At 70.6% G+C, this 18440-nt stretch carries 16 protein-coding genes; 8 read left to right on the plus strand and 8 right to left on the minus strand.

Annotation, left to right across the window (positions count from 1 at the left end; translation table 11 throughout):
• Positions 1–314: 314 nt before the first annotated feature.
• The 3 genes from CDO52_RS05745 to CDO52_RS05755 all read left to right on the plus strand — a co-directional run bounded on the left by CDO52_RS05745 (position 315) and on the right by CDO52_RS05755 (position 3952).
• Positions 315–2381, plus strand: coding sequence for an RNA degradosome polyphosphate kinase (locus CDO52_RS05745; protein ID WP_094932803.1), 2067 nt, complete (start codon positions 315–317; stop codon positions 2379–2381).
• The gene (locus tag CDO52_RS05750) at positions 2374–3432 is read left to right on the plus strand and encodes an NUDIX hydrolase (protein ID WP_026126332.1); all 1059 of its coding nucleotides are present in this window, start codon (positions 2374–2376) and stop codon (positions 3430–3432) included. The genes CDO52_RS05745 and CDO52_RS05750 overlap by 8 nt, the downstream gene beginning before the upstream one ends.
• Before the next feature lie 82 nt (positions 3433–3514).
• Positions 3515–3952, plus strand: coding sequence for an SRPBCC family protein (locus CDO52_RS05755; RefSeq protein WP_017621341.1), 438 nt, complete (start codon positions 3515–3517; stop codon positions 3950–3952).
• Between the two features lie 333 nt (positions 3953–4285).
• Here CDO52_RS05755 and CDO52_RS05760 read toward each other — a convergent pair whose 3' ends face one another.
• From CDO52_RS05760 to CDO52_RS05785, 6 genes are all read right to left on the minus strand, one after another.
• The gene (locus CDO52_RS05760; protein ID WP_157745442.1) at positions 4286–4834 is read right to left on the minus strand and encodes a hypothetical protein; all 549 of its coding nucleotides are present in this window, start codon (positions 4832–4834) and stop codon (positions 4286–4288) included.
• A gap of 170 nt (positions 4835–5004) precedes the next feature.
• Positions 5005–6438, minus strand: a complete 1434-nt coding sequence (locus tag CDO52_RS05765; RefSeq protein WP_152471867.1) for a S1 family peptidase — start codon at positions 6436–6438, stop codon at positions 5005–5007.
• 222 nt (positions 6439–6660) lie between these two features.
• Positions 6661–7794: an ABC transporter ATP-binding protein gene (locus CDO52_RS05770; protein WP_094932237.1), complete on the minus strand. Its 1134-nt coding sequence runs from the start codon at positions 7792–7794 to the stop codon at positions 6661–6663.
• A complete protein-coding gene (locus tag CDO52_RS05775) occupies positions 7791–8693 on the minus strand; it encodes an ABC transporter permease (RefSeq protein ID WP_094932238.1) in 903 nt (300 codons plus the stop codon). Before CDO52_RS05775 ends, CDO52_RS05770 begins: the two co-directional genes overlap by 4 nt.
• Positions 8671–9486 carry a molybdate ABC transporter substrate-binding protein gene (modA, locus tag CDO52_RS05780; protein WP_017621347.1) on the minus strand — a complete coding sequence of 272 codons (816 nt, stop codon included), beginning with the start codon at positions 9484–9486 and terminating at the stop codon, positions 8671–8673. The genes CDO52_RS05775 and modA overlap by 23 nt, the downstream gene beginning before the upstream one ends.
• Positions 9479–9907, minus strand: a complete 429-nt coding sequence (locus CDO52_RS05785) for a TOBE domain-containing protein (protein WP_017621348.1) — start codon at positions 9905–9907, stop codon at positions 9479–9481. Before CDO52_RS05785 ends, modA begins: the two co-directional genes overlap by 8 nt.
• Positions 9908–10163: 256 nt before the next feature.
• Here CDO52_RS05785 and CDO52_RS05790 point away from each other — a divergent pair, with 256 nt between their 5' ends.
• The 4 genes from CDO52_RS05790 (at position 10164) to CDO52_RS05805 (ending at position 14197) form a co-directional block, all read left to right on the plus strand.
• Positions 10164–11558, plus strand: a complete 1395-nt coding sequence (locus CDO52_RS05790; RefSeq protein WP_094932239.1) for a sensor histidine kinase — start codon at positions 10164–10166, stop codon at positions 11556–11558.
• 6 nt (positions 11559–11564) lie between these two features.
• Positions 11565–12218: a response regulator transcription factor gene (locus CDO52_RS05795; RefSeq protein WP_017621351.1), complete on the plus strand. Its 654-nt coding sequence runs from the start codon at positions 11565–11567 to the stop codon at positions 12216–12218.
• 79 nt (positions 12219–12297) lie between these two features.
• On the plus strand, positions 12298–13284 hold the full coding sequence (locus tag CDO52_RS05800; RefSeq protein ID WP_017621352.1) for a DUF4097 family beta strand repeat-containing protein: 987 nt from the start codon (positions 12298–12300) through the stop codon (positions 13282–13284).
• 202 nt (positions 13285–13486) lie between these two features.
• A complete protein-coding gene (locus tag CDO52_RS05805) occupies positions 13487–14197 on the plus strand; it encodes a M50 family metallopeptidase (RefSeq protein ID WP_017621353.1) in 711 nt (236 codons plus the stop codon).
• Between the two features lie 27 nt (positions 14198–14224).
• On the opposite strand, the gene CDO52_RS05810 is transcribed toward CDO52_RS05805, so the two are convergent.
• On the minus strand, positions 14225–14587 hold the full coding sequence (locus CDO52_RS05810) for an STAS domain-containing protein (RefSeq protein ID WP_026126335.1): 363 nt from the start codon (positions 14585–14587) through the stop codon (positions 14225–14227).
• Between the two features lie 520 nt (positions 14588–15107).
• Here CDO52_RS05810 and CDO52_RS05815 point away from each other — a divergent pair.
• A complete protein-coding gene (locus CDO52_RS05815) occupies positions 15108–15947 on the plus strand; it encodes a TauD/TfdA dioxygenase family protein (protein WP_017621355.1) in 840 nt (279 codons plus the stop codon).
• A gap of 126 nt (positions 15948–16073) precedes the next feature.
• On the opposite strand, the gene CDO52_RS05820 is transcribed toward CDO52_RS05815, so the two are convergent.
• Positions 16074–18380, minus strand: coding sequence for a hypothetical protein (locus CDO52_RS05820; RefSeq protein WP_017621356.1), 2307 nt, complete (start codon positions 18378–18380; stop codon positions 16074–16076).
• Positions 18381–18440 lie beyond the last annotated feature (60 nt).

The following is an 18440-nucleotide window of genomic DNA, read 5'->3' on the forward strand; positions in this document are numbered from 1 at the left end:
CGCCTTGCTGCAGGCGCCCGGAATCACCGGCTCCCACCAGCGTTCACCAGCTCCGTCGCGCTCCCGTACCGCACGTCTCCCGCTGCTCCCCGGCCCTACTCTGAGCCCCGGTGGCCCCCGGTGCGGACGCGGGCGATTTGTACCGATCAGGGCCATATGCGAGAAGATCGGGGTGGACGTTGCAAGTGAGGTGCGCGTAACCCCGAAGAACGGGTATGGACTACGCGAAGTCGTTAGGACACGGACATAACACTGTCCGTGCGCGTTCATGCCAACAGGGGAGTTTGCGGACCGTGAGCGTGGAACCGGTGTACATGGGGCAGAGTGGCGACAACCTTCCAGCGGAACGCTACCTGGATCGTGAGGAGGGCTGGCTGCGCTTCAACCAGCGTGTGCTCGAGCTCGCCGAGGACACCGAGATCCCCCTCCTAGAGCGCGCCCGCTACCTCGCCATCTTCTCCAGCAACCTCGACGAGTTCTTCATGGTGCGGGTCGCCGGGCTCAAACGCCGCCTGGCCACCGGCATCGCCGTGGCGTCGCCCAGCGGCCACCACCCCCGCGACCTGCTAGAGCGCATCTCCGAGGTCACGCACGATCTGATGGTGCGCCACGCCCGCTGCTTCCACGGCTCGGTCCGCCCCGCCCTCGCCGAGGCGGGCATCCGCATCCTGCGCTGGGACGACCTGGAGGAGACCGACCGCCAGCGCATGCACCGGTTCTTCCGGCGGTCCATCTACCCCGTGGTGACCCCGTTCGCGGTCGACCCCGCCCATCCGTTCCCCTACGTCTCCGGGCGCTCCCTCAACCTCGCGGTCACCGTCTCCGATCCGCAGACCGGGCGCGACACCTTCGCCCGCATCAAGGTCCCCTCGGTGCTGCCGCGCTTCATCGAGGTCTACAGCGAGCACTTCGTGCCGGTCGAGGACGTCATCTCCGCGCACCTGCCGCAGCTGTTCGAGGGCATGGAAGTCAAGGAGCACCACGCCTTCCGCGTCACCCGCAACGTCGACCTCGAAGTCGACGAGGACGAGACCGACGACCTCGTCCAGTCGCTGGAGAACGAGCTGCTGCGGCGCCGCTTCGGCCCCCTGGTGCGGCTGGAGGTCGAGGAGACGATCTCCGACGACGTGCTCGACATCCTGTGCAAGGAACTCGGCGCCGAAGAGGAGGAGGTCTACCGGGTGCCCGGGCCGCTCAACCTGGCCGGGCTGGACCAGATCGCCGACCTCGACCGCCCCGAGCTCACCTTCTCGCCGATGGTGCCCGTCGAACCCCGCCGCCTGATGAACGACGACGTCCTCGCGGCGATCCGCGAGCGCGAGCTGCTGGTCCAGCACCCCTATGAGTCGTTCACGGCCACCACCGAGCGGTTCATCGCGACGGCCGCCACCGATCCCAACGTCGTGGCGATCAAGCAGACCCTCTACCGCACCAGCGGTGACTCCCCGATCGTCACCGCGCTGATCGAGGCGGCGCGCGCGGGCAAGGAGGTCACGGTGCTCGTCGAGATCAAGGCGCGGTTCGACGAGCAGAACAACATCCAGTGGGCGCGCAAGCTCGAAGACGCCGGGTGCCACGTGGTCTTCGGTGTCGTCGGCCTCAAGACGCACTGCAAGCTCTCCCTGGTCGTGCGCCGGGAGGACGACGGCTCCTTGCGCCGCTACTGCCATGTCGGTACCGGCAACTACAACCCGAAGACCGCCCGCATCTACGAGGACTTCGGGCTGTTCAGCACCGACCCCGAGGTGGGCGAGGACCTGAGCGACCTGTTCAACCAGCTGACCGGCTTCTCCCGGAAAAAGGAGTACCGGCGGCTGCTCGTCGCGCCCGGCGGGCTGCGCGAGTCGCTCATGTGGCAAATCCAGAACGAGATGAACAAGCACGCCCAGGGCGATCCCGCGCGCATCCGGATGAAGGTCAACTCGCTGGTCGACGAGGAGATCGTCGACGCCCTGTACGAGGCGTCCCGGGTGGGTGTCCCCATCGACCTGTGGGTCCGGGGCAGCTGCGTGCTGCGTCCGGGGATCCCCGGGCTGTCCGAGACGATCCGCGTCCGCAGTATCCTCGGACGGTTCCTGGAACACTCACGCGTCTTCATCTTTGAGAATGGGGGGGAACCGCAGGTCTGGATCGGAAGCGCCGACCTCATGCCGCGCAACCTCGACCGGAGGGTCGAGGCGCTCATCCGGGTGACGGATCCCGAGCACCGGATGCGCCTGGTGGGAATGTTGGATCTGGCGATGGCGGAGAGCACCTCCTCCTGGCGGATGGAGTCCGACGGCGGGTGGACGCGCGTCACCCGCGACGCCTCGGGCGAGCCGCTGCTGGATCTGCAGAACACCCTGCGCGGCGACCGTCACCTGCGGGCCGTCGATGGCTGAAAAGACCGACACCCACACCGAGACCGCCGCCGACGCGGTCGACCCGGCCGCCTATATCCCGGAGGACGCCAGTATCACCAGCGCGTTCCCGGCCCGGGACACCGCCCCGGCCGGGTACATGGAGCCCATCCGCGCCGCGGGTGCGGTCCTCTGGCGCGACGTTGACACTGGCACCCCCGACGGTCCGGGCCGCGGCAAGGAACGCCAGGTCGCCCTCATCCACCGGCCCGACCGTTTGGACTGGACCCTGCCCAAGGGCAAGGTGAAGAACGGCGAGCACCTGGTCACCGCCGCCGTCCGCGAGGTGACCGAGGAGACTGGGCTGCGCCCGGTGCTGGGCCGCCGCATCCCGCCGCAGCGCTACCTCAAGAGCGGCTGGCCCAAGCAGGTGGAATGGTGGGCCGCCACGGCGTCGGGGCCGTCGTCGTTCGCCCCGAACGAAGAGGTCGACGCGCTGGAGTGGGTGTCGATCCCCGAGGCGCGGGAGCGGCTCAGCTACGACCACGACGTGCAGGTGCTCGACAACATCGTGTCCGGTCCGCTGGAGACGTTCCCGGTGATCCTGATGCGGCACGCGTCGGCAGGAGAGAAGAAGAGCTGGGACGACAACGACCTGCTGCGCCCGCTGGACGAGGTCGGCCGCGCCGACGCGTTGGAGCTGTCCGAGGTGCTGTCCTCCTTCGGTACCCCGCGCGTGGTGAGCTCGGCTGCGGCCCGCTGTACCGAGACGCTGCTGCCCTACGCGGTGGCCCACAACGCGCCGATGCGGACCGAGCGGGCGTTCACCGTGCAGACGGTGGACAAGTCCGCCCCCGCCTACGACCGGCAGGCCGCGCACGACGCCTTCGCCGATCTCCTCAACGAGGGCGAGCCGACGGTCGTGTGCACCCACGGCGAGCTCGTCACCGAGATGATGCGCGACGCGCTGGGCCGGCTGGGCGCCCCGGTGTCCCAGCAGCTGTCGCTGCGCAAGGGCACGTTCTGGGTCGTGCACGTGTCGGCGGCGGACCGCACCCTGGCCGCGATCGAACGCCACACCGTGCGCGGCTGAGGGAACGGCGTCGCGTCCGCCGCCCGGAAGCCGATGCCGGGGTCGGGGCGGCGGCGCCGGAACGGGCTGCGAGGATGCCGTCATGGCCACAAAGAAGGTTGCACGCAGCGTCGTGATCGCCGCTCCGGCGGAGGAGATCTTCGACGTCCTCGCCTCCCCGTACCGCCACCCCGACTTCGACGGGTCCAGCACCGTCAAGGGACAGATCCACGGCCCCGACCGGCTGGAGCTGGGCGCCGAGTTCGGCATGGACATGCGTCTGGGCGTGGGGTACCGCATGACGAACCGGGTCGTGGAGTTCGTGCCCGACCGGCTGATCGCCTGGCGGCACTTGGGTGCGCACCGGTGGCGCTGGGAGCTGGAGCCGCTGGCGGACGGCACCACGCGCGTGACCGAGACCTTCGACTACTCCTACGCGATGTCCTTCGCCTACCAGTTGGCCGGGTGGCCGTCCCGCAACGCCCGCGCGATCGAGCAGACCCTGCCGCGCCTCAAGCTCCTCGTCGAGGACGCTGCCTAGATCGGTTATGGGAGTCGGGTGGAGCGGCCCTGCCCGTGCCCGGGCAGGTTTCTTCCTGCCTCCCCGGCGTTGATCTCGGCGATGTGCACCTCATACCCGCGGGTATGAGGTGCACATCGCCGAGATCAACGCCGGGAATGGTGGTGTGGCGCCGTGCCCGCACCGCCGGAGGCCTGCGGGCGCGCCGTCCCGCTCATGCGTCCGCTGCTCGCCTGCCGCCACCGGCCAGGCCGAAGATCTCCCATCAACCATCTGGAGCGGACCGAGCAGACCGGCCGCCCCGGCCGACGACGGCACCGGAACGGCCCCCGGCAGAGGGGGCCGTGTGCCGCGTCAGCCGTCGGGGGTGAACGGGCCGAACGAGTCCTCGTTGAAGACGATGAATCCGCCGGAGGCGCGGCACTCCTCGGGCAGGTCGAGGCCGGCGACGCGCGGGTCGTCGGCATCCCAGAACTCCCCGCCCGCCTCGATGGTGTCGCCCTCGACGATCGAGCCGAACGAGGGCACCTCCACCCCCCGCTTGCCGCCCTTGCGCACCGGCTCGACACCCGTGGGCCAGATGGGTATGGCCGTGGGGATCTCCTCGTCGCCGACCTCCACGAGGAGGCACCGGCCATCGGGTCGGTAGACGAGTCGTCCGCCGACGGCCATGTCCGGTCCCTCGTCCCGGTTGTGGAGCACAATGCGCGGGTCGGTTCCGGCCATGGAGATCGCGGCGCGGCCCGCGTCATCCGTCGGTTCGGAGGTGGGGGTCGGGTCGTTCGCGGAGGAGGTGCCGGAGGCCGTCGTAGCGTCGGAGGCGCCCGAGCCGCCGCAGGCCGTCACGAGCGCGACGGTCGCCATGGCGAGAAGAGCGGTGACCGCAATCCTCGGTTTCGTCATCGCCTGCATCCATCCTTTTCGGTCTTTTTGTGACGACGCGACAAGCCCCGGTCCTCCGCGTCCCGTGCGCTTTGGACGTCAATGCGCTCCCCGCGGTTCCAGGAAAACAGAAAGGGCGAGGGCGGCGGGTGTCCCACCCGCCGCCCTCAGCATTTTCGATACGGATCGGATCAGCGCTTCCACACCCGATAATTCCGGTGCTCGAACTGGCGGATGGGCGTAAAGGACGCGCGCATTGCGGTATCGCCCTGGGTTTTGATCTTTCCGAAATGGACGCCGTAGGCCGTGCCGCCGTAGTACCAGGGGCCGCCGCTGTCCCCAGGGGCGGACCCGGCGGTGTCGGTGATGACCATGTTCCTCACCGTGCTGCCGTTGGCTCTCCGGTAGCGCACGGTGGCGCAGCTCTTCCCGGAGGCCATGCCGAACTTGCAGACCTTGGTGCCTTTCGGCGGTCGTCCGCCGCGCCGGTCGACATACCGCTTGGAGTTCCAGTCGTGGTAGAAGGTGCGGGTCGCCGTCTTGCCGCCGCGCGAGTAGTAGGCGATGTCGCCCCACGTGCCCTTGTGCCACCACACCCGGGTGACGGTCGTGGAGCCCCCGTCCCTACTGTGGTTGTCGTAGTTGCGCTTCGCCTTGGACCGTCCGCAGTGCCCGGCGGTCGCGATGCGCTTGGTTCCGGTCCTCGTGTGCCGGAGGTTGAACCCGGCCGTGCAGGTCTGCAGTAGTCCGCCGCCTCGGATGTAGCGGTCCTCCGGCTCCGCGGTCGCGTCGCCGACGATCCGCATGTCGACCGGAAACCGGCCGCTCAGTGTCCGCGGGGGCGTGATCTCGGCGATGGCGGCGTCCTGGGCGGCCTGCGTGGTCGCCTGCTCGTCCAGCTCCGCCTCGACGACGATCTCGCCGGTCTCGATCTCGTAGGCCGTAATGGCGTCGGTGACGTCGGGGTGGCGGTAGACGGCGTCATGGGTGCGGTTCTGGGCCGCCGCGAGTTCGGCCTCGGAGAATCCGCGGCCGCCGACCAGCTCGACCTCGACGGGGAGGCGTTCGGCCAGCTTCACCGCCTGCTCCGGGACTTCGTCCTTGAAGCCGAACCAGGCACGGGAGCCGTCCTCGGCGCGCACCGCGCCGGAGAACTCCGCGGGGAACGACGCCTCCAGTTCCTCGGCCGCCGCGGTGAAGTCGGACTGCCAGCCGTGGCGCTCGATGGCCTCCGCGAAGCCGATCCCCTCGTCCTCGGCGAGGGACGTCAGGTCCTCAAGTTCGGCGGCGGGCAGGTCGTCGATCATGACATCGGGGGTGTCGACTGGTCCGTCGGGCCGGTCCGCCATGGCGGACGCCGCTTCTTCGGCCTGTTCGGTGAGGTAGCCGTCGACCGCTTCCTCCAGGGTGATGTCCCGCCTCGCGGCGGACCGCTTGAGGCGGTCGAGGGTCGGCCGCTCGGTCTCCGGCTGCTCGGACGCGGAGAGGACGATGGTGCCCTCCGCCGGTGCCGCGAGCGCGGGGGAGGGGGCAGCGACCAGAATCGGGGTGACCATGGCGGCCGAAACAAGGGCGGCCGCCGTTCGGTGTCTACGTGGCTGAGGCGTGGGGGATATGTTCGACACGGGTCATCCTTCGTGTGGGGGCGCCCCATGTTAAATCAAAATCCGCCTATTTATCATCGCCGGTTTGTGTGGCGATAAAATGGAAGAACCGAGTCCTCCGATTCGACCTTCCAGGTGAATCGGTATTTTCGCGGTCGCCAGATCAGGAATTGGCCGTCGACACCTGGATTCACTGGCCGGGTGCGGCCATTGTTCGGCCGCATTTCGCTGCTCCCGCGCCTATTACGCCGGGTAACACTGCACTTCGGAGGCCTTCAGGCCGACCCACAGCCGGCTCCCGACTTCCAGCCGCAATTCGGCCACGGCGGACGGCGTGATGTCCGCGCTCATCTCCAGCTCGCCGTCGAGGTGCACGCGGACCTGGTCGCCGAAGCGCTCGATGCCGTGGATGGCCAACCGCCACACGTTGCGCGGCGTGCCGACGGGACGTTCCCGGTAGAGCGCGACGGTGCGGGGTGGGAACGCGACGAACACGTCGCCCTGATGGGCGTGGCCGACCTCGATCGACGGCGGTGCGGCGGAGCCATCGGCGTGGGGCGTCGAGCGCGGCACCTCGACCCGCGTCCCTTCGGCCCGGCCCCGGTAGAGGTTGAGGCCGACCAGCCGGGCCACATACGCGGTGCGCGGGCGCTGGGCGATGTCGACGGGCGGCCCGTCCTGCACGACCGCACCGTCCTCGATCACCGTCACCCGGTCGGCGAGCACCATCGCGTCCAGCGGGTCATGCGTGACCAGCACCGCCGCACCACCGAAGTCGGCGAGGTGGGCGCGCAACCGCGACCGGACCTCCACCCGGGTGTGCGCGTCGAGCGCGGCCAGCGGCTCGTCGAGCAGCAGCAGCCGCGGCTCGGCGGCCAGCGCCCGGGCCAGGGCGACCCGCTGCGCCTGCCCCCCGGAGAGCAGCCGCGGCCGGGTGCGGGCGTAGGCGGCCAGTCCCATCCGGTCCAGCCATTCCATGGCGCGGGCACGGGCGGCGGCCCGCCCCAGGCCGCGGCAGCGCGGCCCGAACGCCACGTTGTCCACCGCACTGAGGTGCTCGAACAGCAGGTAATCCTGGAACACCATGCCGATGGGACGGCGCTCGACCGGCACCCGCGCCAGGTCCGCGCCGTCCACCCGGACCCGGCCGCCCGTCATCGGGGCCAGTCCGGCCAGCGCCCGCAGCGCCGTCGACTTCCCGGCGCCGTTGGGGCCGAGAACGGCCAGTACCTCGCCGGAGGCGGCCGTCAGTCCGACATCGAGCCGGAAGGAACCCCGCTCGACCTGAAGGTGGGCGTCCAAGGCGGGGGCTGCGGCCGCCGCCGGGGCCGCGTCCTCTGCTCGCCGCGCGGCGGTTCCCTCGCGTCCTCCGCTCACAGCGCCCTCACCCACCGGTCGCGCAGGCCGACCAGAATGGCGATGCTGACCAGCAGGAGCACGAGGCTCACCACGATGGCGGTCTCCGGGTTCCGCTGCATCTCCAGGTACACGGCGATCGGCATCGTCTGCGTGCGGCCGGGGAAGTTCCCGGCGAAGGTGATGGTCGCGCCGAACTCACCGAGGGCACGCGCCCAGCACAGCACCGCCCCCGCCAGTACGCCCGGCAGCACCATCGGCAGCGTCACCCGGCGGAAGACCGTCGCCCGCGTGGCCCCGAGCGTCGCCGCCGCCTCCTCGTAGCGCCGATCCGCGCCGCGCAGCGCCCCCTCGACGCTGATCACCAGGAACGGCATGGCCACGAACACCTGGGCCACGACCACCGCCGGAGTGGTGAACGGCATCGAGTAGCCGAACCCGTCGTAGACGAACTGGCCCACGACCCCGCGCCGCCCGAGCGCCAGGAGCAGCGCCACACCGCCGACGACGGGCGGCATCACCATCGGCACGGTCACCAGCGCCCGGACGAACCGGCGCCCCGGAAACGCGGTCCGCGCCAGCAGCCACGCCAGCGGAACACCCAGCACGAGCGCGACGCAGGTCGCGATGGTCGCCGTCGTCAGCGACAGCCCCAGCGCGGCGCGGATCTCGGGTTCGAGCAGGCGGGCGCCCAGCGTCGACCACGGCGCGCGCAGCAGCAGCCCGGCCAACGGCAGCGCCAGGAACACGAGCCCGCCCAGCGCTGGAACCACGAGGAGCCAGGGAAACCTCCCCGAACGCGCCCGCACATGGCCGCCGGGTCGGCCGTCGCCCGCGCGCCGGTCGCCGCGGTCCGCTCCCCGCCGCCGCGCGCGCCCGATGGCGGGGGCGGCTCCCTCAGGCGGTGCGGAAGCCCGCATCACTCAGCACCTTCTCACCCTCGGGGGACCGGACCAGGTCGATCCAGGAGCGTGCCAGCTCTGGTTCGGACGCATCGGACAGCGGAGCGATCGGGTAGTCGTTGACCGCCTCCTCGGCGACCGCGACGTCGACGCCTTCGACCGCGTCGCCGGCGGCGATGATGTCGGTCGCGTACACCAGGGCGGCGTCCACCTCGCCGAGCGTGACCTTGGTCAGCGCCGCCCGGACGTCCTCCTCCTCGGACGACGGGACGACCTCGACCCCGGCCGCGTCCAGTGCCGTTCGCGCCGCGGCACCGCAGGGCACCTGCTCGGCGCAGAGCGCGACCGTGACGTCGGGATCCGCGAGGTCGTCGAGGCCCTCGACACCGGCGGGGTTGCCGGGCGGCACCGCGATGCGCAGGGTGTTGCGGGCGAACACGGCGGGCGGGTCGGCGGTGCGGCCGCCGTCGACGACCTGGTCCATGGTGGCGGGGTTCGCGGAGGCGAACACGTCGGCGGGCGCGCCCGCGTCGATCTGCTGGGCGAGGGTGGAGCTGCCCGCGAAGTTGAAGTCCACTGTGGTGCCCGGGTGCGTGTCCTCGAAGCGCTGGCCCAGTTCCGTGAAGGTGTCGGTGAGGGAGGCCGCGGCGAAGACGGTGAGGGTCGCACCGCCGTCGTCCGCCGAGCCGTCGGCGCCCCCGCACGCCGCAGCGCTCGCCAGCAGCGCTCCGGCCAGCAGCGGTGCGGCGATCACCCGGTTCGCGGCGATGGCGTGGCGCGCGGCGCTCCCGATCGGGGCGGCACTAGGCATGGTGCGCCCCCTTCGAGGTGTCGCTCTCCACGACGACGTTGGTCGACTTCACGATCGCGGTGGCCACGGACCCCACCTCCAGGCCGAGATCCTCCGCGGCCTCCCGGCTCATCAGCGACACCACGCGGTGCGGCCCGGCCTGGATCTCCACCTGTGCCATCACATCGCCGAGCACGACATCGGTGACCAGTCCGTGGAACCGGTTGCGCGCGGAGGACAGCCGTCGCGCGGAGTCCTCGCCGGAGTCGGTGTCGGCGTGGGCTTCCTCTCGCATGAACGCGGCCAGCGCGGTGCCGTCGACGATGCGCTGCCCGTTCCTGTCGCGCACGGCCGCGAGGCGGCCGGAATCCACCCAGCGCCGCACGGTGTCGCCACTGACCCCGACGAGCGCGGCGACCTCGCTGATCCGAAAATTCGGCATACGCCCGATCATATGCCTTGCATCTGCGAGGGGAAATGGTGGCTTCTGCCGGACATTGCTAACTGTGAGCTTCGGTGCCTTGGCAGGAGCGACGAGGTCGGTCACCCGTCCGCCCCGGTGGGGGACGGGTGGGCCGACGGCTTCACCCGTAGTGACAGCACTACCGCTCACTGGCCTGGTGTCGTCATCGCCGTGTCGGCGCGATGACTCTAGATTGAGCAGGAAACATCCAGATCATCGCGGGAGTAGGACGAAGATGGCGGGCACGCTTGCGGCCGGTGGGCGAAAGCGCGCGGTGCGGGCCGCTGCCGAGCTCGTCTTCGCGCGGTCATGGGGTGAGCGGCTGATCGGGGTGCTGCACCTCATGGCGTCGCTCGTGCTCTCCGCGCTCTACCTGCTCCCGGCCGCCATGTTGGCGGTCGCGGCGGCCTGGATCGTGCTGCGCGCCGCCGGGCTGGTCCGCAAGATCAGCGAGCGCGTCGCCCAGGACCTGGCCGTCACACTCCCCCTCGGCGACCTGGTGATCGAGGGGCTGATCTTCCTGGTCCTCTTCCCACCGTTGGCGACGCTGATCGCCCGGCTCTCGTGCGCCATCCAGCGCCACCGGTTGGAGAGCGTCTTCGGCGTCACCGGGCCCGGTGCCCCTGTTCTCGAAATGCTGTCCACGTCCACGGGCCGGTTCCGCGTGCTGGGCTTCCTGTTCGGCCGGGACGCCTGGACGGCGGTCGTCTACAGCACCGCCGCCGGGCTCCAGGGGCTCTTCTCCGGTGGGATCACCATCGGCCTCGTCGTCTACGGCATCGCCGTGTCGATCGGCTCGTTCCTGGGGCTCGGCTACCTCGTCATCGACGGCGCCGCGGCCGACATCGCGCGGCTGGTCACCGTCATCGTCGGCGGGCTGCTGGCCGCGTTCGTCGGGTTCCTGCTGGTCCCGCTGCTCGTCGGCCTGGAGGTCGAGGTGGCGCGCCGGCTGCTGCTCGACGGCGCGGACGTGCGCGTCCGGCGGCGGCTGCTGGAGGTCCAGGACAGCCGGCTGCGGATGGTCGACGCCGCCGAGGCCGAGCGCCGCCGGATCGAGCGCGACCTGCACGACGGCGCCCAGCAGCAGCTCCTCGCCGTCACCATGACCCTGGCCCGCGCCCGCGCCCGGTTCGACCGCGATCCGGAGCAGGCCCGCTCTCTGCTGGACCAGGCGCAGGCCGAGGCCAAGGAGGTCATGGCCGAGCTGCGCGAGGTCGCCCGCGGCCTGCACCCGCGCGTGCTCACCGACCACGGGCTGGAGGCGGCGCTGCCCGTCGCCGCGGGCCGCTGCCCGGTGCCGGTCCGGGTCGACGTCGACCTGCCCGATCGGCCCTCCCGCCGGGCGGAGGGGATCGGCTACTACGTCGTCTGCGAGGCGCTGACCAACGTGGCCAAGCACGCGGCCGCGGATAACGTCGCGGTGCGCGCGGAGCGGGTCCGCGGCAACCGCCGCGACGACCTGCTTCGACTCACCGTCACCGACGACGGTGCGGGCGGCGCCGAACCCGACGCCGGAACCGGGCTGTACGGCCTGTGGGACCGGGTCAACGCCGTGGACGGCGCGCTGCGCGTGCACAGCCCCGTGGGTGAGGGCACCGTCCTCACCGCGGACATCCCATGGGAGGCATAGACAGCGATGCGGATCATCATCGCCGAGGACTCGGTGCTGCTGCGCAGCGGCATGGCCAAGCTCCTGGAGGACGAGGGTGTGGAGATCCTCGCGCAGGTGGGCGACGCCAAGGAGCTGCTCGCGGCAGTCGCGGAGCACGACGACGTGGACCTGTGCCTCGTGGACATCCGGATGCCGCCCGGCTACTCCGAGGAGGGCATCCAGGCCGCGATCGAGATCCGCGCCACCCACCCGGACGTCGCCGTCCTGCTGCTCTCCCAGCACGTGGTCAGCCGGTACGCCGCCGAGCTGCTCGGCGGGGGCGCCACCAAGGTCGGCTACCTGCTCAAGGACCGCGTCGCCGACATCGACGAGTTCCTCGACACGCTGCGCCGAGTTGCGGAGGGCGGTGCCGCGATCGACCCCGAGGTGGTCGCGCAGCTGCTCAGCCGCCGACGCGACAGCGCACTGGACCGGCTCAGCCCGCGCGAGGGCGAGGTCCTGGAGGTGATGGCGCAGGGGCTGAACAACGCGGGCATCGCCGAGCGGCTGTTCATCACCGAGCGCGCCGTCGAGAAGCACATCCGATCCATCTTCACCAAGCTCGACCTGGGCCAGGACGACCACGACCACCGGCGTGTGCTGGCGGTCCTGCGCTACCTGCGCGGGAGCGAGGCCTAGGCCTCCGGCGCACCGGCCGGCCGACCGGACTCAGGAAAGGCGACGAGAGAGGGGAGAACCTCCCCGGAGAGGTAGGGACATGACGTTCACCAGCAGGGGGCTGTACGCCTCATCCAGCAAGGTGCCGCGTCGGCGGCGCAGGCCGCGTGTCGGCTGGCTCGTCCTGGGGGCGATCGTCGCGATCGTGGCACTGGTGCTCGGCGCGCTGATCGCCTTGGCGGACGTCTCCCTCGACCGGCGCGAGAAGACTGAGTCGTTCAGCGGGGTCAGCGAACTCATCCTGCGGAACGACACCTCCGGGAACGTCGAGCTGACCAGGACCGATGGGGACGCGATCACGGTCGCGCGGACGCTGCGCGGTTCGCCGCTGGCCGAGCCCGTCGACTCCCTCACCCAGAAGGGCGACGAGCTGTGGGCCGAGGGCCGGTGCGACGGGCCTCCGTTCTTCTTCGGATACTGCGGGGTGGACTACGTCATCGGCGTTCCCGAGGGGACGACGGTCAGCGTCGAGAGCATGTCCGGCGAGATCGACGCGATGTCGGTGGCCGGTGACCTGAAGCTGAAGACCACCTCCGGCGGCATCGAGGCGGAGGGAGTGCGCGGGGATGTCACCGCCGCCTCCGCCTCGGGTGACATCGAGGCTGAGGGCGTCGAGGGCAACATCGACCTGCAGACCTCCTCCGGGGGCATCGAGGCGTCCGGATCCGGCGACAGCGCCCGCGCGGAGTCGACGTCCGGCACCGTTGAGCTGAGCGACTTCTCCGCGAAGAGCGTCGAGGCGAGGTCCACCTCGGGCGGCGTGGAGGTCGGCGGCGGATTCGAGACGGCCGACGTCAGCTCCACCTCCGGCCTGGTGGAGATCGACACCGCGACCCCCTTCAAGCGGATCACCGCCGAGAGCACATCGGGCGGGGTCGACATCTCGGTTCCGGCCGGAACGTATGACATCAGCGCCGAGACCGGCAGCGGCGGACGCGACATCGGCGTCGGCACGTCCCCGGACGCCGCGGCGAAGATCAACGCGACAACCACGAGCGGGTCGGTGAGCGTCCAGCCGGAGGACTGACGCCGCTGACCCAGGGGTCGGCTGACCCGCGCGGCCCGGTGCCGGACCGATGGTCCGACGCCGGGCCGAGCACTGTCCCGGATGTCCTACAGTGCGCCTAGCGCGTGCTGATCACTCGGTATCGGGAGAGAGCGGGAGCCGAATGGCAGGAACATCGTTCGCAGGCTCGGGAACGGATCTCCTCGCGGTCGGGGCGCTCCCGATGGAGACGACAAGGCTCGGCGACGTCATGCGCGAGATCTTCCTCGTGCAGTCGGCGCCGGAGCAGTGGATCATCATCGCGGCGGGCGTCCTCGCTCTCCTCGTGGTGCTGGCGCGCGGTCCCTGGCGCGTCGCGCGCAATGTGGTGACGATCGTGCACGAGGGCGGACACGCGCTCGTCGCGCTGTTCTGCGGCCGCCAGCTCTCCGGTATCCGGCTGCACTCCGACACCTCCGGCGTCACGGTGACCCGCGGCAGGCCGGACGGCGTCGGCATGGTCCTGACCGTCCTGGCCGGATACGTCGCCCCGTCGATCGTCGGCCTGCTGGGCATCCTGATGCTCGCCGGCGACCGGATCACCGCGCTGCTGTGGATCAGCATCCTGCTGCTGCTCGCCATGCTGCTGCTGATCCGCAATATCTACGGCGTGCTGTCGGTGGTCGGCACGGGACTGGTGATCTTCGGCGTCTCGTGGTTCACCCCGGCCGACGTGCAGGCGGCGTTCGCCTACTTCTTCACCTGGTTCCTGCTGGTCGCGGGGGTCCGGCCGGTGTTCGAGCTGCAGGCGCAGCGCAGGTCGATGCCCACGCCGCAGTCCGACGCCGACCAGCTGGACCGGCTCACCGGCGTTCCGGGGACCGCCTGGGTGCTCCTGTTCGGCCTCATCAACGTGGCGGCGTTGGGGACGGGAGTCTGGCTGCTGATGTTCTGACCGGCCGGTCCGAGCGGCCGACGTCCGTCAGAGCGTGGGGCTCTCCAGCGGTGCGGCGAGCGCGGCGTCGACGGTCGGGAACACGGGGATGCGCGTGTTGATGCGGGTGACGTGCAGCAGGCGCGCCACGCGGTCAGTGGGTGCGGCGATGAACAGGCTGGTGTCGTGCTCCTTGGCGGTCTTGTGCGACTGGATCAGCACGCGAAGTCCGCTGGAGTCGATGAATCCGAGCCGGGAGCAGTCCAGGACCACGCGGCCGGGGGCCTCGGTGCCCACGGAGTCCAGGACGGCCTGGTGGAACTGGTCCTCGGTGGCCATGTCGATCTCGCCGTCGAGGGCAATGACGAGGCCGTCGTCGTGGTTGCGGGCGGTGATCGTGAGCGCGGGCATGGCGTTGGCTCCGGGGTGAAGCGCCGGCACCGTCGGCAGATCGGACATCGCCGCGGTCCGGATGGCTTCCGTCCTCGGGCGTGCGGCGAAGACGCGGGTCGTCGCGTACGCGGGCACGCTGCTGCGGCTGAACTGCTGTTTCATCGGTGTGCTACCCCTCATGCCGACAGTGCGGACTGTCAGGCATTCGTGTGGTGGTCCGCCGTCCGGTGATGACTGTGACGACGTGGCGATTCCGACGTCGGCTCGGGGCGCCCGGCGGGATCTGCGGGTGGCTGCGGCCTGGGCGGCCGTGCGTGCGATCCGCAGTGTGCGGATGTCGCGTCGGCTCGGTCCTAAGACGCTTAGAACAAGCATCCGTTCCGGACCATACCACATGGTCGTGGCCGTTTCGTGATGTGAGTGAAGCGGGAGTGTGTTCCAGGGGATGGCCTTGGTCACCACGGAGCGGAGGGTCCGCCGCGGAGCGTGGTGCTAGGCTCACGGTGACCAAGCAATTGCTTGTTTTATGGAGGCGTCCATGGCCATCCGGTTCGACAAAGCCACGGCGCGTGTCGGCGCGTATGTCACCGGCGTCGACCTCCGCAAGGAACTCTCCGACGCCGAGATCGCCACCATCTACCAGGGGCTCCTCGACCACGGCGTGGTGTTCTTCCGCGGCCAGCACATCACCGACGAGGAGCATCTCCGCTTCGCGCTGCGCTTCGGCACGCTCAGCGTCCCGCCGCTCAAGGCGCGCAAGGACACCGGCGACCCCGTCGCCGACTCCGTGCACGTGCTCAACCAGACCAGCCCCAAGGGCGAGGGCGGGGACAACTGGCACGCCGACAACACCTTCATGCCCCACCCGCCGATGGGCTCGATGCTGCGCGCCATCACCCTGCCCCCGGTCGGCGGCGACACCCTGTGGGCCAGCGCCTACGCCGCCTACGACGACCTGTCCCCGCAGCTGAAGGACCTGGCCGAGAACCTGGTCGGGATCCACGACATCACCCCGGGCGCGATGAAGGCGATCGCCAAGGGCCACGCCCTCGACCTGGAGAGGCTGCGCCGCGACTGGCCCCCCGTCGAGCACCCGGTGGTGCGGGTGCACGCGGAGACCGGACGCAAGCTGCTCTACGTCAACCGCAGCTCGGTCACCCGCCTCAAGGGGCTGTCCCCCTGGGAGAACGAGGCGCTGCTGCCCCTTCTCTGCGACCAGGTCCGGCATCCGGAGTTCCAGGTTCGGCTGACGTGGGAACCGGGCACCATGGCGTTCTGGGACAACCGGGCCGTGCAGCACTACGCGGTGCCCGACTACACCGAACGCCGCGAGATGCACCGCGTCACGGTCGACTTCGCCCGGGGCTTCACCGACTGAGCTTCTGCATACGATGTCGGTTTCCGCCGCGCCCCTTTCGTTGATCTCGGAGATATTGGGGTCTCACGGGCGATTTTGACCCCAATATCTCCGAGATCAACGGAGGGCGGGCGGCCGCACCCACCCTCACAATGGGAGGCTGTTGGCCCGCTGCGGACGGGGTGCCTCGCGCGGCCCTTCCTGCTGGAGCACCCACGTGCACGCCGACAGGGTGAGCGGGACGGCCACGGTCAGCGCCAGCGCCGGGATGGCGATGCCGGAGTCGTTGACGGCGAATCCGACGAGCGCCGTCACCAGCGATCCGGTGAGCCCGGCCCGCAGGGTGGGCGCGTATTCATAGGCGCGCTGCAGCGCGCCCACCTTCCAGTCGGTGGGCTTGTTCAACACGGCGAACAGGAACAGCAGCGCGCACGCCGAGAGCAGGGTGAGCTGCCAGTTGCCCAGTGATCCGAGCATCGAGGCCAGCTTGCGGCTGATCACCATCACCGCCTCCCCGCCGGTGAGCTGGTCGAAGAAGAGCCCGAAGTGGCTGCGCTCGCCGGGCGGCTGCCGGAAGTCGAGATAGGCCAGCAGGCCGATGACGACGAGCGCCGTGGTGACGATGCCCAGCGCCCACCGCCAGGTGACGCGCCGCCCGGCGATCATCAGCACCGTCACCGCCAGGCCGGGGATGATCGCGATGACCCCGCCGAAGTCGGTGCCCAGACCCGGCCAGCCGATCACGAAGAGCGTGGCCGTGCCCACGACCAGCGCGGTCGCCACGGCCGCCGTCCTGTTCCCGAGGCGGATCAGGTAGTGGGCGACCCCGGCGACCGTCATCAGCATGCCGGTGGCGAAGGTCGCGAACGCGATGTTGCCCAGCCCGTAGAAGCGCCCGGCGACGATGGGCGTGTAGCCCGTGGGCGAGTTCAGCTGCAGGTTGGCGCCGGTGCACATGTCGATGAACAGGACGGCGGTGGTGATCCCCGCGACCGCCGTCATCGGGCCGAGGATGCCGCGCCGCCATGGACCGGCCATGGCGATCGCGACCACCACCAGGTCGGTGAGCAGCACGCATCCGATCAGGGCCAGCTGCGGCAGGTCCGCCGACCACCACGGGATGAGGTTGGACAGGTAGCTGGAGACGGGGAACGCCGCGCCACCGAGCGCCACCACGCGCGTGACCGACAGCACCAGGGTGCGCTTCTTCCGGTCCCGGTCGCCGTAGCGGTGCAGGGCGTAGGCGGCCGCGGCGTAGATGAGCAGCTGCAGGGCGACGAAGAAGGCGAAGAATCCGGCGGTCAGGGACCCCACCACGCGCGCGGCGGTGTTGAGGTCGGCGAGGTCGCCGATCGCCGCCGTGAACTCGGCGGGGCGCTCCTCCCGCTTCCACACCCGCCCGACCATGCCGTGGACGGGCAGGCCCATCGTGCTCGCGAGGGTGGTGGTGGCGTCGGTGAGGGTCACCAGGCCGTCGCGCCGGGTGGAGTCGGAGGTCAGGAATCCGCCGTCGAAGCGCCGGCCCTGCGGTCCCGGACCGTGCAGGAGCGCCGCGTTGAGGTTGGACGCGCCTGCCTCCACCGACACCCCCGCCACCATCAGCGAGGTGTTCTTCGGAAGGAGGTCGAGCACCTGGCCGAGCTTGTCGTCGATCGCTGCCAGGGCCTCCAGCCGGTCCTCGTGCTGGATCGGGTCGGGCTCCGGCTCCTCCTCGGCGTCGGGGCCGTCCTCGTCGACCTCGGCGTCGGGGTCCACCGGCGGGTTGAGGTAGAGGTCGGCGAGGCCGTCGAGGTCGATGATCGCCAGCGTCGCCGCGTCCAGGTCCGAGCGCCGCAGCCCGCCGACCTCGCCGATGTAGCGGTCGATCCGCCCGTCGCGGTCGGCCGCGGCCAGCGCCGCCCCGGCCCCCACCGCCAGGGTGGCGCCCCCGGCCTCTCGTACAGCCCCGCCGAGCGCGCCCACGCGCGCGCCGTAGGGGGAGGTCGCGTTCTCCTCGATGAAGTCGTCGTAGTCGGGGAAGACCGCGCCGCGTCCGTCGCGCTCGGGGGCGACCGGAAGTTCGCAGATGAAGTACTGCTGGCGTTCGCTGAAGGCGCGCTGCCCCGCGGAGAGGGTCAGCCAGCCGTCGACGGGGCAGGTGCGGGAGGTGGCGGTGCGGATCGACATGTCGCCGATGGCGCTGTTCTGGGCGAGGTTCCACAGCACCGGCATCGTCGTGCGGTCGATCTCCTCCCACATCAGCCCGGGGATCCCGACGACCACCACGGGGCTGTGCCCCCGTTGCGCGGTCGGGACGGAGGAGGCGGGAGGGGCGCCCGCGTGCGCGGCGGGGACGGGGGCGAGGACGACGACCAGGGCCAGAGCGGCGAGCACGGCGTGCAGGCGGGCGAGCGGGCGGAGGTGTCGGCGGAGGCCGCCGTCCATCGCGCGTGTCAGCGGCCCGCTTTGTGCCATGGCGCCACTCCCTCATTCCGCCGTCGGCCGAGCACGCCAATCACAGTATCCGCACGGTTA

The organism is Nocardiopsis gilva YIM 90087, from assembly GCF_002263495.1.
GTDB lineage: Bacteria > Actinomycetota > Actinomycetes > Streptosporangiales > Streptosporangiaceae > Nocardiopsis_C > Nocardiopsis_C gilva.

What these genes read in the sequence shown, in the direction of transcription:
- CDO52_RS05745 (WP_094932803.1), top strand. Translation starts at nt 315, where the DNA reads ATGGGGCAGAGTGGCGACAACCTTCCAGCGGAACGCTACCTGGATCGT.
- CDO52_RS05750 (WP_026126332.1), top strand. Translation starts at nt 2,374, where the DNA reads ATGGCTGAAAAGACCGACACCCACACCGAGACCGCCGCCGACGCGGTC.
- CDO52_RS05755 (WP_017621341.1), top strand. Translation starts at nt 3,515, where the DNA reads ATGGCCACAAAGAAGGTTGCACGCAGCGTCGTGATCGCCGCTCCGGCG.
- CDO52_RS05760 (WP_157745442.1), bottom strand. Translation starts at nt 4,834, where the DNA reads ATGACGAAACCGAGGATTGCGGTCACCGCTCTTCTCGCCATGGCGACC.
- CDO52_RS05775 (WP_094932238.1), bottom strand. Translation starts at nt 8,693, where the DNA reads ATGCGGGCTTCCGCACCGCCTGAGGGAGCCGCCCCCGCCATCGGGCGC.
- modA (WP_017621347.1), bottom strand. Translation starts at nt 9,486, where the DNA reads ATGCCTAGTGCCGCCCCGATCGGGAGCGCCGCGCGCCACGCCATCGCC.
- CDO52_RS05785 (WP_017621348.1), bottom strand. Translation starts at nt 9,907, where the DNA reads ATGCCGAATTTTCGGATCAGCGAGGTCGCCGCGCTCGTCGGGGTCAGT.
- CDO52_RS05790 (WP_094932239.1), top strand. Translation starts at nt 10,164, where the DNA reads ATGGCGGGCACGCTTGCGGCCGGTGGGCGAAAGCGCGCGGTGCGGGCC.
- CDO52_RS05795 (WP_017621351.1), top strand. Translation starts at nt 11,565, where the DNA reads ATGCGGATCATCATCGCCGAGGACTCGGTGCTGCTGCGCAGCGGCATG.
- CDO52_RS05800 (WP_017621352.1), top strand. Translation starts at nt 12,298, where the DNA reads ATGACGTTCACCAGCAGGGGGCTGTACGCCTCATCCAGCAAGGTGCCG.
- CDO52_RS05805 (WP_017621353.1), top strand. Translation starts at nt 13,487, where the DNA reads ATGGAGACGACAAGGCTCGGCGACGTCATGCGCGAGATCTTCCTCGTG.
- CDO52_RS05810 (WP_026126335.1), bottom strand. Translation starts at nt 14,587, where the DNA reads ATGCCCGCGCTCACGATCACCGCCCGCAACCACGACGACGGCCTCGTC.
- CDO52_RS05815 (WP_017621355.1), top strand. Translation starts at nt 15,108, where the DNA reads ATGGCCATCCGGTTCGACAAAGCCACGGCGCGTGTCGGCGCGTATGTC.
- CDO52_RS05820 (WP_017621356.1), bottom strand. Translation starts at nt 18,380, where the DNA reads ATGGCACAAAGCGGGCCGCTGACACGCGCGATGGACGGCGGCCTCCGC.